We start from the raw sequence: 15,651 nt of genomic DNA, 5'->3' as shown, positions 1-15,651 counted from the left end.
GCCTGCTCAGGAGAATGGCTCGGTCGGTCCCGCCGCCGGATTGGTCAGCCAGCATGGTCCCTCGGTGGTCATGTACAAATGGTCTTCCAGCCGGATCCCGAATTTCCCGGGGAAGACGATCATCGGTTCGTTGGAAAAACACATGCCGGCGGCAAGCGGCGCGTCGTTTCCGCGAACGATGTAGGGTTCCTCGTGGATCTCGAGCCCGAGGCCATGACCGGTGCGATGCGGCAAACCTGGCAGGCGATATTTGGGGCCGAGGGAGTGTTTGGCAAGCACCTTGCGGGCCGCATCGTCGAGGCTCGAGCAGGCGGCGCCGATCCGGGCTGCGTCGAAGACGGCCTGTTGCGCCTCGCGCTCGATCCACCAGGCCCGTTCGAATGCGCTTTCGCCGCCCTCCAGCATATAGGTCCTGGTGATATCGGAATGATAACCGTCGATTCGGCATCCTGTATCGATGAGAATGACGTCATCGCGACCAAGGACCTGATCGCCGTCGGCGCCATGCGGAAGCGAGGTCGCCGCGCCGAAGGAGACGATGCAGAATGTCGAGCCGGCATCGGCGCCGGCCTGGCGATGCTGCCGGTCGATGAAATCGACCACCTCGGATGATTTGATGCCCGGCTTCAAAAGCCCATGCACTTGCCTGTGGACGTCAAGCGTCAGGTCCATCGCATACTGAATGAGGGCAATCTCCGCGGCCGATTTGATGCAACGCAGGTCGCGGATCAGCCGCCCGCCATCGGCAAGCCTCACCGCGCCCATCTCCGCTGCCAATGCATGATAGAAGAAAAGCGGCAAACCATCGTCGAGGGCAAGTCTGCCGCCCTGGGCAACAAGACGGGCGATGAGAGCGGCACTGCTCTCCTCCTCTTCCCAGACCAGGATTTCCCCCGGCAGATGCGGCAGCGTTTCGACACGGCTGCGCTCGAACCCCGGAACGATGTAGGAAATGGTCGCGGACGTGACGAGCGCGCCGAGGAACCTCTCGGTCGGATGCCAGACCAACCCCGTGAAGTAATGCAGGCATTCGGTCGGCCCAAGAAGCACGGCAGCCAACCCTTCGGCTTCGATCATTTTGCGAAGCCTGGCGAGGCGGTTCTGCCGTTCATCCTCAGTTATGCGGGGTACCGTATGCTGCCACGACATGTTGTTTTCCTGCTTTTCCTGCGCTTCCAGATCGATGAAGCCCTCGCCTTGCAGCCAGGATCTTGTGAACCGACACTAATGCCGCTGTAGGCAATATGTCGACATGAAAATGAGGAGAGCGATGGCCGCCATGGCTTGCTGAAGCTTGAAGACGCACCGCTGCCGGGTTTTCGCTCGAAACGGCGCACCACGTAGCCAATGTGCAGGCATGGGTGACCAACGAATTCGAACATGACGGCGTTCGCCAGTCGGCGGCTGTCCTGCGCAGGCTGATAACCTTGGTCAGGGAGCAGGGCGGCCCCCTCGCCTCCTGAGGCTCCAACGGTTCCATTACTCTCGTCGCGTCAGGACATGCTGATCGCCACCGGCCGGTCGAGGTCGCGGGCGATATATTCCTGGATCTGGCGGACGATCTGGGCGGCATGGGCGATCGCCAGTTGGTCGGCCCGCTCGACGTCGCCGGCCTCGATCGCGGCGATCATTTCCTCGTGTTCATCGACATACTGGCGCGGCAGGCGGTCGTCGAATGTCGAGTAGTAAAGGCGCAGGATGCGGCGGCCCTCGTCGAGCAGCCTGGCGAAGAAGGCCGTGTAATAGGGATTGCCGGCAAGTTCGGCGATCGAAACATGAAATTCGCGGTTTGCTTCGATCATCGCATAGGCGTCGTGCGCGGCTACCGCGTCGGCGAAGTCCTTCTGATGCCGGCGGACGGTCTTCATGATCTCAGCGTTTCGCCGTTGTGCGGCGCCGCGGGTCGTCACCCGGTACATCAGCGTCAGCGCTTCGAAATAGGTGGGCAGGCTTGCGAAATCGATCGTCGCAACGATCGTGTTCCTGTTCGGCAGCGTCGTGACGAGCCCGTCGGCGGCGAGCCGCAACAGCGCCTCGCGAATGGGAGTCCGCGACATCCTGAAACGCTCCGACAGCCGCACCTCGTCGAGCGGACTGCCAGGCTCCAGCGCCATCGACAGGATTTCCCGGCGGAGCGTCACATAGACGCTCTGCGTGCCAGAGCCGCGCACCCGCACATTTTCCGCGTCGTTCCGCATCCGTCTGCCCTCTTTCGTTAGAGCCTTGTATTTCGTTTCGGCCGATTCTCGCAATGTCGGTCTTCGGGGGCCTCAAATTTGTAAGCTCACATCATTGAATCTTGTCGACAGTTTGTATATAAGGCAACCAGTTTCAACGAGGCTCGATCAATGACCACAGGATGGAAGGGCGTATTTCCCGCCGTAACGACACAGTTCAACGATGATCTTTCCGTTGATTTGCCCTCGACCCAGCGCGTCCAGGACGCGCTTGTAAACGATGGCGTCAACGGACTAATCGTCATGGGCACATGTGGCGAGAACAATTCGCTGGACCCCGAGGAGAAGCGCACGATCTTGAAAGCTGCCGTCGAAGTCGTCAACGGCCGCGTTCCCGTGGTCACCGGCGTGTCCGAATTCGACACGCGCCGTGCCGTCGCCTATGCTCGTGACGCCGAAAAGCTCGGCGCTGACGGCCTGATGCTGCTGCCGGCCATGGTTTATGTGCCGAAACCCGAAGAGCTGATCGCGCATTTCCGCACCGTCGCCGAAGCGACCTCGCTGCCGATCATGCTATACAACAACCCGCCGGCGTACCGCGTCAATATCGGCGCCGATGTGCTGAAGGTGCTTGCCGACGTGCCGAACATCAAGGCGGTCAAGGAAAGTGCGCCGGATCCGCGCCGCTTCACCGATCTCATCAATGAATTCGGCGATCGTTTCGATATCTTCGCAGGTCTCGACGACGTCGCGCTTGAGGGCCTGCTGCTCGGTGCCAAGGGCTGGGTCTCGGGCTTGACCAGCGCCTTCCCGGAGGAATCCGTGCAGCTCGTTGCCGCCGCCGAACGAGGCGACTGGGAAGAGGCCCGCAAGATCTATCGCTGGTTCATGCCGCTTCTGCACCTCGATGCCGAACACGACCTCGTGCAGTCGATCAAGCTTGCCGAGCAGATCATGGGCCGCGGCTCCGAGCGCGTTCGCATGCCGCGCCTGCCGCTTTCGGGCGCCCGCCGCGCTGAAGTCACCGCCATGGTCGAGAAGGCCGCCGCCACGCGTCCCTCGAAGATCCGCCAGGCCGCCTGATACAACGAGGCCGGCGACCCCGCGGTTGCCGGCCTTTCCGTGTTTGCGGTTCAGGCAAGCGCCAGCGACCGGCCGCTCGCCGGATCGAACAGATGCATCCGGTTCATGTTGAACGAGAGCGGCATCGTCGACATCGGCCTCGGCCCGCTCTCCGGATCGATGCAGGCGCAAAGGCTTGCCTCGCCGATGCCGAAATAAACCATGGTCTCCGGCCCGAGTGGTTCCACAAGATCGATCTTCGCTTCGATGTCGGCATAACCAGGACGGGCCTGGCGCTCGGTGATCGATTCCGGCCTGATCCCGAACACGACTGATTTACCGGCATGGCTGGCATAGTCGCCGGCGCGCGTCTCCGGCACTGGAAGCTCGCTGCCGTCGGTCAGCTTGACAACGAGACCCTTCTCTCCTGATAGCAGCGTCGCGGACAGGAAGTTCATCGACGGTGAGCCGATGAAGCCGGCGACGAACTGGCTGACCGGCCGATGATAGAGTGCTTGCGGCGGCCCCGCCTGTTCGATAATGCCACCATTCATCACCACGACACGATCCGCCATGGTCATCGCCTCGACCTGGTCGTGCGTGACGTAGACGGTCGTCGTCGGCAACAGCTGGTGCAACCGCTTGATCTCCGTGCGCATCTGCACGCGAAGCTTGGCATCAAGGTTGGACAGCGGCTCGTCGAAGAGAAAGACTTTCGGATTCCGCACGATCGCGCGCCCCATCGCGACGCGCTGACGCTGGCCGCCCGAAAGCTGGCCCGGACGCCGGCCGAGCAGCTCGCTGATATGCAGGGTTTCCGCCGCCCTGATGATACGCGCATCGATCTCGCTCTTGGCGAGTTTCTGCTGCTCCAGGCAGAACGAAATATTCTCCCGCACCGTCATGTGCGGATAGAGCGCGTAGTTCTGAAAGACCATGGCGATATCGCGTTTGCCCGGGCCAAGCCGGTTGACGACCTGGTCGCCGATCACGATCTCACCGCCGGTAATGTGTTCGAGACCCGCGATCATGCGCAATGTCGTCGATTTTCCGCATCCCGACGGGCCTACGAAAACGACGAATTCATTGTCTTCGATGTCAAGGCTGATGCCGCGCACGGCCTCGTAGATGCCATAGGATTTGACGATGCTCTTGAGTTCCAGCCGTGCCATGGTTTTCTCCTAGACCTCCTGCAGCCAGATCGCCATCGCTCCGGGCTCGCGATTGGCCCAGAGGTGATAGGGGATCGCCGTGAAGGGCCGCTCCTTCAGCGAGGGAGGCGCGGTGCGATAGAGTGCATTCTGCCAATCGGCTATATCGGCTTCGAGCGCGTTGCCTTCGAGGACGGTCGCTCCGCCGAGAAGCGCGGCATCGTAACGGGCAGAAATTTCCTCAGATGCCGGCAGGCGGAGCCGCTGCGGCTCGCCGCCGAGGTCCGTCTCCTCGATGCAATAGACGACAGGCCCGCGCCGCAGCGCGACGCGTCCGCCGTCTTCGGAGACGGCAGGATGTGCGTAGATGCGCTCGACCGGCATCGAGAAGCCGATGCGGACCTCGTCACCATTGCACCATTCCCTTGATATTGCGGCATAACCCTTCGTCACGCATTGATCGAGATCGACGGCAACGCCGTTGACCGAAATCTGCGCCTGCCTGCACCATCCGGGGATGCGAAGACGAAGCTGAAACCGGCTTGGCCGCTCGACTGCGAACCGCAGGCTGATGTCGCCATCCCAGGGATATTGCGTCTCCTGTACCAGGCGCACGAAGCTGTCGCCGACTGTCAGCTCGGCGGAATTGGTGCCGTAGAGATGGACGGCGAGCTCATGATCATCAGTCGAATAGAAATATTGGCCGAGCGACGTGATGAAACGGGCAATGTTGGTCGGGCAGCAGGGGCAGTAATGCCATTTCCACCGGCGGTGCTGCCCGTGGCTTTCAAGGACGTTCTCATAGAAATAATGTTCGCCGTCGCGCGAGATGCCGGAAAGCGCGCCGTTGTAGAGCACCGTTTCCAGTCTGTCGGTGAACTTGCTATCGAGATCGACCTGCGCCATGCGATGGCTCCAGAAGCCGAGTGCGACGGCTGCGCATGTCTCGGCATAGGCCGTCTCGTTCGGCAGGTCGAATTCCTGGGTGAACCCTTCATTGGATGCGGATGGGCCAAGGCCGCCGGTCACGTAGAGCTGGCGGCTGACCAGATTGTCGAAAAGCCGGTCGCAGGCCTCCTTCAATGTCGGATCGTCGTTTTCATGGGAGAGATCCGCCATCGCAGAAAACAGATACATGGCGCGAACCGCGTGGCCGACGACCTGGTACTGGTCGCGCACCGACATATGGGCCTGGCTATAGGCATATGTCTTGTAGACGTAATCATCAGGGCTCTCGCCGCGCTTGCGAGCCTCCTCATCGTAATATGAGGGCATCCGGCCACGTTCGTCGACGAAATAGGTCGCAAGCTTCAGATGCCGCGGATCGCGCGTCACGCGGTAGAGCTTCACCAGCGCCAGCTCGATTTCCTCATGGGCATCGTAGCCTCTGAGTTTTCCGGGCTCCGCACCGAAGGTGGCAATGATATGGTCGACGGCGCGGATCATCACATCGAGGAAACGTCGCTTTCCCGTCGCCTCGTAGTAGGCGACGGCCCCTTCCAGCAAGTGGCCCATCGAATACATCTCGTGCAGGTCGCGCAGATTGGTCCAGCGCCTGTCCGGCTCGCGGCGAATGAACCAGCTGTTGAGATAGCCATCCGCCATCTGCCCTTTTTCGAGCTTTTCGACGATGGTGTCGATCTTCGTTTCGAGCGCAGCATTCGGGTGAGCCTTCAGCGTGTAACTTGCGGCCTCGATCCATTTGCCGAAATCGGAATCGAAGAAATGCTGCATCGACAGTCCGCTCGGCTGGATCGGGCGCACCAGCGGCCCGGCCGGCTTGTCAAAATCGAGCACATCGAGGAAGCCCTCCTCTTCCAGCCGCTTGTGCTGCGTCGGGATGGTGACGTTGCGGACCGTCTCCGTCCAGCTCTGCCAGAAACCGCCATCGAATACGACACCGGAATGGTCGGCAGGCCTGTATCGCTGCCGTCCCGCAGCGCGTGCCGGTTGAAAGCGAGGTGAGCTGGTCATGAGGACTCCTGAGCGGACGAGCGCTGTTACTTCACGGCGCCGGCCGTCAGGCCGCGCACGTAATATCGTTGCAAGAGAAGGAAAAGCAGGATGCAGGGAACCATAGTCACGGCTATGCCGGCCTGAAGCGCGCCCCAGTCGATGATGCCATAGATGCCCGACGAAACATTCACCAGCATGATCGGCAGCGTGAACTTGTTCTGATCGGACAGAAAGATGAGGGCAGCGAGGAATTCGTTCCAGGAATTCAGGAAGGCGAACATGGCAACGGTGGCGACACCGGGAAGCGCGATCGGCAGCATGATCCGGCGCAGGATCGTCGCCTGCGACGCGCCATCTATCCGCGCCGCTTCGATCAACGCCTTCGGCACCGCGTCGAAGGCGTTGCGCATCATGAAAACGGAAAAAGGAAGCTGGAAGGTCACGTAGATCAGCACCAGGCCGAAAAGATTGTTCTGCAGCCGGAAGACTTTCAGGATCAGGAAAAGCGGCGTCAGGATCGACTGGAACGGGATCATCATCGTTGCCATGATCAGCACGAAGAGCAGCGACTGGCCGGGAAAGCGGAATTTCGAAAAACCGTATCCCGCCGGCACCGAGACGAGTACCGTCAGGGCCACCGTTCCGGCGGCAATCAGCACCGAATTACCGGCATAGACGTACCAGCCGGCGCCGACATGTTCGAGACGGCGGTAGTTTTCGAGCGAGAATGCCTTCGAGAAAAGCGCTGCCGGATCGGCAAGTGCTGCGGCCGCGGGTTTGAAGGAATTGGCGAAGGACCAGACGATCGGCATAACGAAGAAGACGGCAAAGACGCATGCCGCCAGAACGAAGGCGAGATAACCGAGCCGCTCGCTCACCGGCTTCGCTGCGAGTTTGTGGTTGAGCCGTTCCATCAACCCTCCTCCGGCCGCTGGCGCAGCAGGACGAACTGGATCGCGCTGATCGCCACCAGGACGACGAGCAGGGCAAAGGAGATCGCCGAGCCGTAACCGAGACGGTAGGATGAGAACGACGCGAGATAGATCGAGAAGACCGCGGAGATCGTGCTGTTCTCAGGGCCGCCCTGGGTGATGATGAAGAACTGATCGAAGGCCAGCATCGATGAAGTGACGTTGAGGACGAGCGCCAGCACCACCGAGTTTCTCATCAAAGGCAGCGTGATCCGGCGAAACCGGCTCCAGACGCTGGCGCCGTCGATCCTGGCGGCTTCGATGACGTCGTTCGAAATGCTCTGAAGGCCGGTCAGGAGGATGATCATCGTGAAGCCCGCCGTTTTCCAGACGACCATCAGGATGACGACGCCGAGCGCCGGCCAGAAACTTTCAAGCGGCCTCGGCGCGCTGTCGATGATGCCCGCGCCGCGCAACAGCTGCGCAAAGACGCCGCTATCTGGATTGAGCAGCCACATCCACAATGTCGAGGCCGCCCCGAAGCCGATGACGACAGGCATGAAATAGATCGTGCGGAAAAAACCGGCGATACGCAGCGGCCGGTCGACGAGCAGCGCCAGGGGAAAGGCCACCAGGAAGATCGCAGCCGTGACCAGCACGGTGTAGAGCAGCGTGAAGCCCAGGGAATGCCAGAGCTGGGTGTCGCCGATCAGTTCGGCATAGTTGGACAGGCCGACGAACTTCGTCCGGCCGAGAAGCGGCCAGTTGTAGAAGCTCATCCAGACGGTCATGACAAGCGGCACGAGGAAGAGCACGACGATGAACAGCAAGCCCGGCAAGATGAAGGCAAGGCCGAGCCAACCCTTCGGCTCGGGCTCTCCGGTAGCGGCTGTGCGCCTCCGGTTGCGAAGTGTCGAGGGTATCACCGCAACTCCTCCTTCCGTTTGAATGTCGAGATGTGAAGGGAACGGCAGGGCATCCGTGAATACCCTGCCGAAGCCCCGTCGGATTCAGTTCGGATTGGTGCGTTCGAGGATGCGGGTGAAGTCGGCCTGCGTCTTGGCGATCGTTCCGTCGACATCGTCACCGAAGATCGTGCCCTGGATCAGATTGAGGAAGGGTCCGGTGCGGCTGACGAAGAGTTCGTCGGACGAAAATGTGTAGGGCGTGCGCGCATTGGCGAGGATATTGTAGGCGACGAGATTGCGCGGGTCGAACTTTGCATAGGCTTCCGCTGCGAGGTCGGTGCGCGAGGGCATCCCCGATTCCTGGGTGATATAGACCTGCTGCTCGGGCTGCATGTAGAAATTGACGAAATCGAGCGCGACTTTCTTCTTCTCGTCGCTGATGCCCTTTATCAGGGAAAGCGTGTCACCGCCGGCAAAGCTCGATTCACCGCCCTTCGGCCCGGGGATCGGTGCAACGGCGAATTTCACATCGGGAAATTTGCTGGTCAGCAGATTGACGATGTAGGAGCCGGTCATCAGGATGCCGACCTTGCCCGAGGCGAAGGCCTCGACGGCATTGTTGCCGTTGCCGGAACGCGAGGTCGGATGGATCGCACCGGCCTTCCACATATCGCGATAGGCAGCGATGGTCTCACGCAGCGCCGGCGTATCGACCGTGGCGCTACGGCCATCATCGCTCAGCACATCGGCATTGGCGGCCCAAAGATGCGGCAGGAAGTCGTAGATCAGCCAGCTTCCCGAATTCGCCACGAAATAGAAGCCGTAGGTCTCGTTGCCGAGCGCGGCGATCTTTTTGGCATCGGCGGCGATCTCCTCCATCGATGCCGGCGCCTTGTTGGGATCGAGGCCGGCCTTGGTGAAGAGATCGGTGTTATAGGCGATGATCGAGGCATCCGGCAGGGCCGGCACGCCGTAGATCTTGCCGTCATAGGTGGCAAGGCGGATGTGGGACGGGCTCATCGCCGAGGAATAGGGTAGGCCCTTCACGAAGTCGGAGATATCCTCGAGACCATCCGCCGCGGCAAAGGTCGGGAGATAGATCAGGTCGAGCACGGCGCCGTCAGGAGCCGCGCTGCCGGCAATCGCCGCACCCAGCTTCGGCACCATCTGCTCTGCCGTGATCTGGGTAACGTTGACCTTGTCGGCGTGCGATGCGTTGTATTTGTCGGCCAGCCCCTGAAGGACGGCGCCGGAGGACGTGCGCACCCATAGGGTGATTTCTTCGGCGCTGGCGAGAGAAGAGCTTGCCAGCAGCGCAAGAGCAGTGATCGTTGTTTTCAGTCGAAGCATGCTTGTTCCCCTTTTTCTCGTTCAGGCCTCAGGCCTTCGGACGAAACGGACGTTAAATCAGAATTTTTTTGGTGTCGACAGTCTGTGTGCATAAATCACGTGTGCGATTGATAAAACCTTTTAACAGCACGATTTTTTCTGCTAAAAGCTTTTAGCATAAATTGAAGACGAGGCGTGGTTTGAAGAATACCGGTGATCGGAGACGGACGATCTACGACGTGGCGAAGGCTGCGGGCGTCAGCATTTCGACGGCGTCGAACGCGCTGAACGGCACCGGCCGGACGAATGCGGAGACGCGCGAACGGGTCCGGCGTGTGGCAGAAGAGATTGGGTTTCGGCCGAACGCACTCGCCCGTGGGTTGCTAAGCAAGCGAAGCCATGCGATCGGCATGCTGACCAACGACACCTATGGCAGACTGACGCTGCCAATGGCGGCCGGGGTGTCGGAAGTGTTGGTCGATCACGGCGTTTCCGTCTTCCTCTGCGCCACGAACAATGATCCAAGGCTCGCCCAGCTGCACCTGGAGGCGCTGCTCGACAGGCAGGTCGACGGCATCATATTCACCGCGACGCGCCTCGACCTCGCGCCGCCGGTCCAGCTGTCCCGCTTGCCGATACCCGTCGTCTACGTCTTTGCCGAGGGACCGGCCGACAGCGTCACCTTCTTTCCCGACGACGAACAGGGCGCGCGCCTCGCCGTCGACCATCTCAAGGAACTAGGCCGGTCGCGGATCCTGCACATCACCGGCCCGCGGGATTACCTGGCCGCTCGCATCCGCGCCCAATCCTATCTCGACGCCTGCGGCGACGGTGCCGAAGCGATGTTCGGCGAGTGGTCGGAGGAATGGGGTCACGAAGCCGTCCAGACGGTCTTTGCCCGGCCCGGCCCAAAGCCCGACGCCATCTTCTGCGGCAGTGACGAGATCGCCCGCGGCGTCATCGACGCGCTGCGCGACCTCAATGTGGAGATTCCCACGGATGTCGCCGTGGTCGGGTTCGACAATTGGGAGGTCGTCGCACGGCAAACGCGCCCGCCGCTGACCACCATCGACATGGAGTTGAAGGAACTGGGCCATCGCGCCGGCCTGGCAATCCTCAGCCTCTCCAAGGGTGAACCGGTCCCTGCCGGCATCACCCGATTGCCGTGTCGCCTGGTCGTGCGGCAGTCTTGCGGCAGCCCCCTTCAATCCGACTGAAAACGACGGCAACGAACAGTGACACGGCGGCGGCGCGCTATTATCTATCCGTGGAATTGCCGGAACGGGTCAGGCTGTTGCGGCTGACCAGCGACGGTATCTGGAAAATATGCTCGGAAGCGGTGCGGCCTTCTATTCTGGAAATGAGGGCTCGAGTTGCTATCTGGCCAAGCTCCCTGCCCGACTGGTCGATGCTTGCGAGATTGACGAGGCCGAGTGCCGCGGTCGACGAATTGTCGTATCCGATGACGGCGAGGTCTTCGGGCACGCGCACACCCATCTCCATAGCCAGGCTCAGAAGGGTAATCGCGTCGAGATCGCTCCAGCAGAATACGGCGCGCGGCCTGTCCTTCCTCGATAGGAACTTTCGCATCGCCTCTTCCCGCTTCGGCGAAGCAATGGGAATTTTGCCGATCGCTGGCGAGGAGCCGAGCCCGCCACGCTGCATCGCCCGGCGAAACCCGATCTCACGCTGGCGGACGACGGAGACCGCGTGCCCCTGGCGCTCGCCAAGGCTGAGCATTTCGATATCGCGATAGCCGCAGGCCAGAAGCGCTTCTACGGCAATCTCCGCCCCGCGCTGATCGTCGGCATTGACGGTGTCGAAGGCCGAGGCGCTGGCATTGTGGTAACCGACGGCGACGATCGGTATCTGGACCGCGAATTTTGCGAGGATCTCCGAGGGCAAACGCGGCGCAACGAGGATAAGGCCGTCCATCTTGTAGTCGATCATCGACTCGATCAACGACGTCTCCAGCTGCACGCGCGCATCGCTGACGCCGATCATCGCCTGGTAGTGCGAAGGCCCAAGCACCTCGTTCACGCCGGCAATCACCTCCGGAAGGAAGGGATTGCGAATATCGATCAAGAGCACGCCGATGGTGAAACTCCGGCCACGCAGCCCTCTAGCTGCCCGCGAAGGGCGATAGGCGAGTGTCTCGATGGCATCGGTCACTCTTGCGCGCAGCGCATCACTGACGCCATAGGCATTTCGCATCACCTTGGAAACCGCTGCGACCGATACGCCTGCGTGAGCTGCCACGGTCCGGATCGTCACGCGACCGTTTCGTTGCGGCTTTTGTTTGTCTTCGATTGACATGAACTCTCTGGCTTGCGGCTGCGGGTCTTCAACATCGCCCGCAGAATCACCATGGCAGACTGGCAACGAAAATTCTATTGCGCTTCCGAAGAAAATGTAGAACGTTATATGGAGAACGTTCTACATTCGTCGGGAGGACTTGATGAACTTTCAGCCGGCAGCCATCAGCGGCAACCTCGTTTCGCGCGCCTGGTCCGGGGATATGATCGCGCCACTATCGGACGGCGGCCAGGGTACGGCCGCAAGCTTCGTCTCCAAGACTTTCGAACATGATGGCGCCAAGCTTCCCGTCGAGCTCTTTATCTCCGCACTTGGCCTCTACCGCTGCTTCATCAACGGCGTCCGCGTCGGCAGTGACCTCTTGACACCAGGCTGGACGAACTACGACGATCGCATTGCCTATCAGCGATACGACGTCTCGACCCTGCTCAAGCCGGGGCCGAACCGCATTGAAATCTGGCTTGCCGACGGATGGTACCGATCGCCCTTGATGTGGGGCGCCAAGGCGATCCCGAACTGCTGGGGCGACAGGATCGGCGCCATTGCGGATCTGATCGGAGCTGATGGCACCGTTCTTTCCACCGACACGACATGGCGAAGCGGTGTTTTGCCGATCCTGCAGTCGGGGATCTACTTTGGCGAAGTCTATGATGCCCGCGAGGAAAACTATGCCGAGACCCACGGCACCGAAAGATTGCCGTTCGACAGGGCGCTGCTCGTCGCGCATGAAACTGCGGCGGTGCGGGAGTTGCAGCCGCTTGCTCCGGTCGAAAGCTGGACTGACGATGGCGGCAGGACGGTCTATGACTTCGGCCAGAATGCCGGCGGCTATGTTAGATATACCGTCCGAGGCGCTGCCGGCGCCGAAGTCCGGGTGGAGCATTCGGAAGTTCTCGGTCCCGACCGTCATTTCGACAATCGCAACTATCGCACGGCCGCCGCGCACACCGTCTACACGCTGCGGGGAGACGGCGACGAGACCTACGCGCCGCATTTCACCTTCCACGGCTTCCGCTATGCCAGGGTGACGATCAAGGGCGATGCGAAGATCCTCGCAATCGCATCCATCCCGATCTCATCTGTGCCCGAGCCTGCCGGCGGCTTCACCTCGGGCAATGCGCTGGTCAATCGCCTCGTCGAGAATACCATCTGGTCGCAACGCGCGAATTTCGTCGAAGTGCCGACCGATTGCCCGCAGCGCGACGAACGCCTCGGCTGGACGGGCGATGCCCAGGTGTTTGCCGCAACCGCGTGCTGGCTGAGCGACAGCCAGTCGTTCCTCAGGAAATATCTGCGCGATGTGATGGCCGATCAGCGCGAAGACGGCGCCGTCTCGCATTTCTCGCCGGATCCGACGCGCTTACATCCGGCCAATTTCCCGGGCTATGCCGGCTCGACCGGCTGGGGCGACGCGATCGTCGTCATCCCGTGGGTACTCTACACCCATTACGGCGATCGGGCCGTTCTGACGGAGTGCCTGGATTCGATGGTGCGCTGGGTCGATTTCGTCTGGTCCATCTCGGATGGTCCGCTCGTGCGTCCGCCGTCACATTGGGGCGCCCGCGGCTTCACCTTCGGCGACTGGCTGCAGCCGGTCGGCGACAATCGAAAGCCTCGTCCGACGATCGCCGACGATTGCGCGGCGACGCTCTACCACTTCATCTCGACCGACCTTCTGGCAAGGATCGCAGCCACTCTCGGCGAGCATGCCCTTGAAGAGAAGATGAAACAGCGCGTAAACGAGATCCGGCTGACATTCGCCAACGAGTTCATCACGCCTGCGGGACGGCTCGCGCACAATGACCAGACGTCCTATGCGTTGGCCTTCCTCCACGACCTGATACCGGCGCAGCACAGGAAAGCCGCACAGCAGCATTTTCGGCAGGTGATCATCGATGCCGACTACAAGATCGGCACTGGCTTCATCGGCACGCCGGCCCTGCTGCCGGCCCTGACGAAGCTCGGAATGGACGATCTTGCCGAAAAAGTCTTCCTGCAGGAGGATGTGCCGGGCTGGCTCTACCAGGTGTCGAAGGGGGCGACGACGATCTGGGAGCGCTGGGATTCCATGGCGCCTGACGGCACCATCTACGAACCCGACATGAACAGCTACAACCACTATGCCTATGGCGCGGTCTGCCAATGGCTGTTCGAAAGCGTCGCGGGAATTTCGCCGAGCCCGAGCGCACCCGGATTTGCCGAGGTCATTGTCGACCCGGCGCCGATTCCGTCCCTTTCGCCGGTTTCGGCCCATCATGATATCAGCCAGGGACGCATCGAGGCCGGCTGGCAGTGCGACGGCAACAAGATCACCTATGTGCTGACCCTTCCGGAAGGCTGCATCGGCCGCTTCCGACCCGGAAAACGGCATCAAAACCCGTCGCTCGACGGAGAGCCCGTCGTCGAGGAAGCCGTTCTTGCCCCGGGGACACACCGACTAGTCTTTTCCCTACCCAATTCTTGAGGAGCATACACGTCGCACCGTTCAGAGGAGGAACGTCATGACACATCGGATAAAGCTCATTCTTGCGGGCGCGTCCGCGCTTTTGGCACTGGTCGCGGCCGGGCCGTCGCATGCAGACACCACGCTGTCATTCCTGATCGACAATAACCCGGACACCGTCGCGGCGGCCGAGGCACTGGTTGCCGCCTATCAGACAAAGGCGCCCGACGTGACGATCGAAATCGAGCCGCGGGCAGGCGGTGGCGAGGGTGACAACATCATCAAGACGCGCCTAGCGACGGGCGAGATGTCCGACGTGTTTCTCTATAATTCCGGCTCGCTGCTCCAGGCGCTGAAACCCGCGCAGACGCTTGTCGATCTGAGCGGTCTTGCGTCGCAGGCGACGGTGGACGAAGGCTTCAAGTCGGTCGTCCGCGCCGACGGCAAGCTCTACGGTGTTCCCTTCGGCACGGCGATGGCGGGCGGGGTCCTCTACAACAGGAAAATCTACCAGGACCTCGGCTTGTCAGTCCCGAAGACATGGGCGGACTTCATGGCGAACAACGCCAAGGTCAAGGCATCAGGCAAGGTCGCCGTGGCGCAGACCTATCGCGATACCTGGACCTCGCAGCTGTTCGTTCTGGCGGACTATTACAACCTGCATGCCGCCGTGCCGAACTTTGCCGCGGACTATACCGCCAACAAGGCGAAATATGCCCAGACGCCGGCGGCCATGAAAGGCTTCGAACGGCTGAAGGACGTTCACGACGCCGGCCTGATGAACGAAGATTTCGGCGCGGCAAGCTACGACGATGGCTTGAGAATGGTGGCAACCGGCGAGGCAGCGCATTATCCAATGCTGAGCTTCGCAATCGGCGCGCTCAAGCAGAATTATCCCGAGAACCTCGCAGATGTCGGTTTCTTCGCGCAGCCGAGCGACGACGCGGCGACGAATGGCCTGACGGTCTGGATGCCGCCCGCCCTCTACATTCCCCTTACCAGTCAGCACGCAGAGGAAGCGAAGAAATTCGTGGATTTCGCAGGAAGCGTCGAAGGCTGCAAGATCATGGTGGAAACCAACACCGTGCAAGGGCCTCCCTTGATCGACGGCTGCGGTCTGCCTGCCGACGTACCGCCTGCGGTGAAGGACATGCTTCCCTATTTCGAGGACAAGGACAAGACGACCCCGGCGCTGGAATTCGTTTCGCCGATCAAGGGACCGGCTCTCGAGCAGATCACCGTCGAAGTCGGCTCCGGTATTCGCCAGCCGGCCGACGCGGCAAAGCTCTATGACGACGACGTGCGCAAGCAGGCCAAGCAACTCGGCCTGCCCAACTGGTAGCGGTCTATCGGGCCAGTCATCCTCGCTCCTGATGGAGCGAGGTTCCACCCGATCGA

12 protein-coding genes and 1 pseudogene are annotated in these 15,651 nt (G+C 61.2%); 5 read left to right on the top strand and 8 right to left on the bottom strand.

The features are described from left to right. Positions 1-6: 6 nt before the first annotated feature. The gene (locus BS630_RS33695) at positions 7-1,149 is read right to left on the bottom strand and encodes a M24 family metallopeptidase (protein WP_077980941.1); all 1,143 of its coding nucleotides are present in this window, start codon (positions 1,147-1,149) and stop codon (positions 7-9) included. A gap of 161 nt (positions 1,150-1,310) precedes the next feature. On the opposite strand from BS630_RS33695, the pseudogene BS630_RS38605 reads away from it, so the two are divergent. After that, positions 1,311-1,463: pseudogene (locus tag BS630_RS38605) on the top strand (alpha/beta fold hydrolase); the annotation flags it as partial. 30 nt (positions 1,464-1,493) lie between these two features. Here BS630_RS38605 and BS630_RS33690 read toward each other — a convergent pair. Next, a complete protein-coding gene (locus BS630_RS33690) occupies positions 1,494-2,198 on the bottom strand; it encodes a GntR family transcriptional regulator (RefSeq protein ID WP_077980940.1) in 705 nt (234 codons plus the stop codon). A gap of 150 nt (positions 2,199-2,348) precedes the next feature. Here BS630_RS33690 and BS630_RS33685 point away from each other — a divergent pair, with 150 nt between their 5' ends. Next, positions 2,349-3,260 (top strand): dihydrodipicolinate synthase family protein, encoded by a 912-nt coding sequence (locus tag BS630_RS33685; RefSeq protein WP_020047968.1) that lies wholly within the window; start codon positions 2,349-2,351, stop codon positions 3,258-3,260. Positions 3,261-3,310: 50 nt separating this feature from the next. Here the strand turns inward: BS630_RS33685 and BS630_RS33680 are convergent, their stop codons facing one another. The 5 genes from BS630_RS33680 to BS630_RS33660 all read right to left on the bottom strand — a co-directional run bounded on the left by BS630_RS33680 (position 3,311) and on the right by BS630_RS33660 (position 9,515). Then, positions 3,311-4,411: an ABC transporter ATP-binding protein gene (locus tag BS630_RS33680; protein WP_020047969.1), complete on the bottom strand. Its 1,101-nt coding sequence runs from the start codon at positions 4,409-4,411 to the stop codon at positions 3,311-3,313. A gap of 9 nt (positions 4,412-4,420) precedes the next feature. Continuing rightward, positions 4,421-6,364: a glycoside hydrolase family 127 protein gene (locus BS630_RS33675; RefSeq protein WP_077980939.1), complete on the bottom strand. Its 1,944-nt coding sequence runs from the start codon at positions 6,362-6,364 to the stop codon at positions 4,421-4,423. A gap of 26 nt (positions 6,365-6,390) precedes the next feature. Next, entirely contained in the window at positions 6,391-7,260 is an 870-nt protein-coding gene (locus BS630_RS33670; RefSeq protein ID WP_077980938.1) for a carbohydrate ABC transporter permease, read from the bottom strand. Continuing rightward, positions 7,260-8,183 (bottom strand): carbohydrate ABC transporter permease, encoded by a 924-nt coding sequence (locus BS630_RS33665; protein WP_077980937.1) that lies wholly within the window; start codon positions 8,181-8,183, stop codon positions 7,260-7,262. Before BS630_RS33665 ends, BS630_RS33670 begins: the two co-directional genes overlap by 1 nt. 84 nt (positions 8,184-8,267) lie before the next feature. Beyond that, on the bottom strand, positions 8,268-9,515 hold the full coding sequence (locus BS630_RS33660) for an ABC transporter substrate-binding protein (protein ID WP_077980936.1): 1,248 nt from the start codon (positions 9,513-9,515) through the stop codon (positions 8,268-8,270). Between the two features lie 179 nt (positions 9,516-9,694). Here BS630_RS33660 and BS630_RS33655 point away from each other — a divergent pair, with 179 nt between their 5' ends. Beyond that, on the top strand, positions 9,695-10,711 hold the full coding sequence (locus tag BS630_RS33655) for a LacI family DNA-binding transcriptional regulator (protein WP_077980935.1): 1,017 nt from the start codon (positions 9,695-9,697) through the stop codon (positions 10,709-10,711). A 40-nt stretch (positions 10,712-10,751) separates the two neighbouring features. On the opposite strand, the gene BS630_RS33650 is transcribed toward BS630_RS33655, so the two are convergent. Then, positions 10,752-11,810, bottom strand: a complete 1,059-nt coding sequence (locus BS630_RS33650; protein ID WP_077980934.1) for a LacI family DNA-binding transcriptional regulator — start codon at positions 11,808-11,810, stop codon at positions 10,752-10,754. A 142-nt stretch (positions 11,811-11,952) separates the two neighbouring features. Here BS630_RS33650 and BS630_RS33645 point away from each other — a divergent pair, with 142 nt between their 5' ends. Next, positions 11,953-14,274: an alpha-L-rhamnosidase gene (locus BS630_RS33645; RefSeq protein WP_077980933.1), complete on the top strand. Its 2,322-nt coding sequence runs from the start codon at positions 11,953-11,955 to the stop codon at positions 14,272-14,274. 37 nt (positions 14,275-14,311) lie between these two features. Continuing rightward, positions 14,312-15,595 (top strand): ABC transporter substrate-binding protein, encoded by a 1,284-nt coding sequence (locus tag BS630_RS33640; protein ID WP_077980932.1) that lies wholly within the window; start codon positions 14,312-14,314, stop codon positions 15,593-15,595. Positions 15,596-15,651: the final 56 nt, after the last annotated feature.

This window comes from Rhizobium laguerreae (assembly GCF_002008165.1).
GTDB classification, from domain to species: domain Bacteria; phylum Pseudomonadota; class Alphaproteobacteria; order Rhizobiales; family Rhizobiaceae; genus Rhizobium; species Rhizobium laguerreae.
The sequence above is the reverse complement of the archived record's forward strand: the minus strand, read 5'-3'. Positions and strand labels throughout refer to the sequence as shown.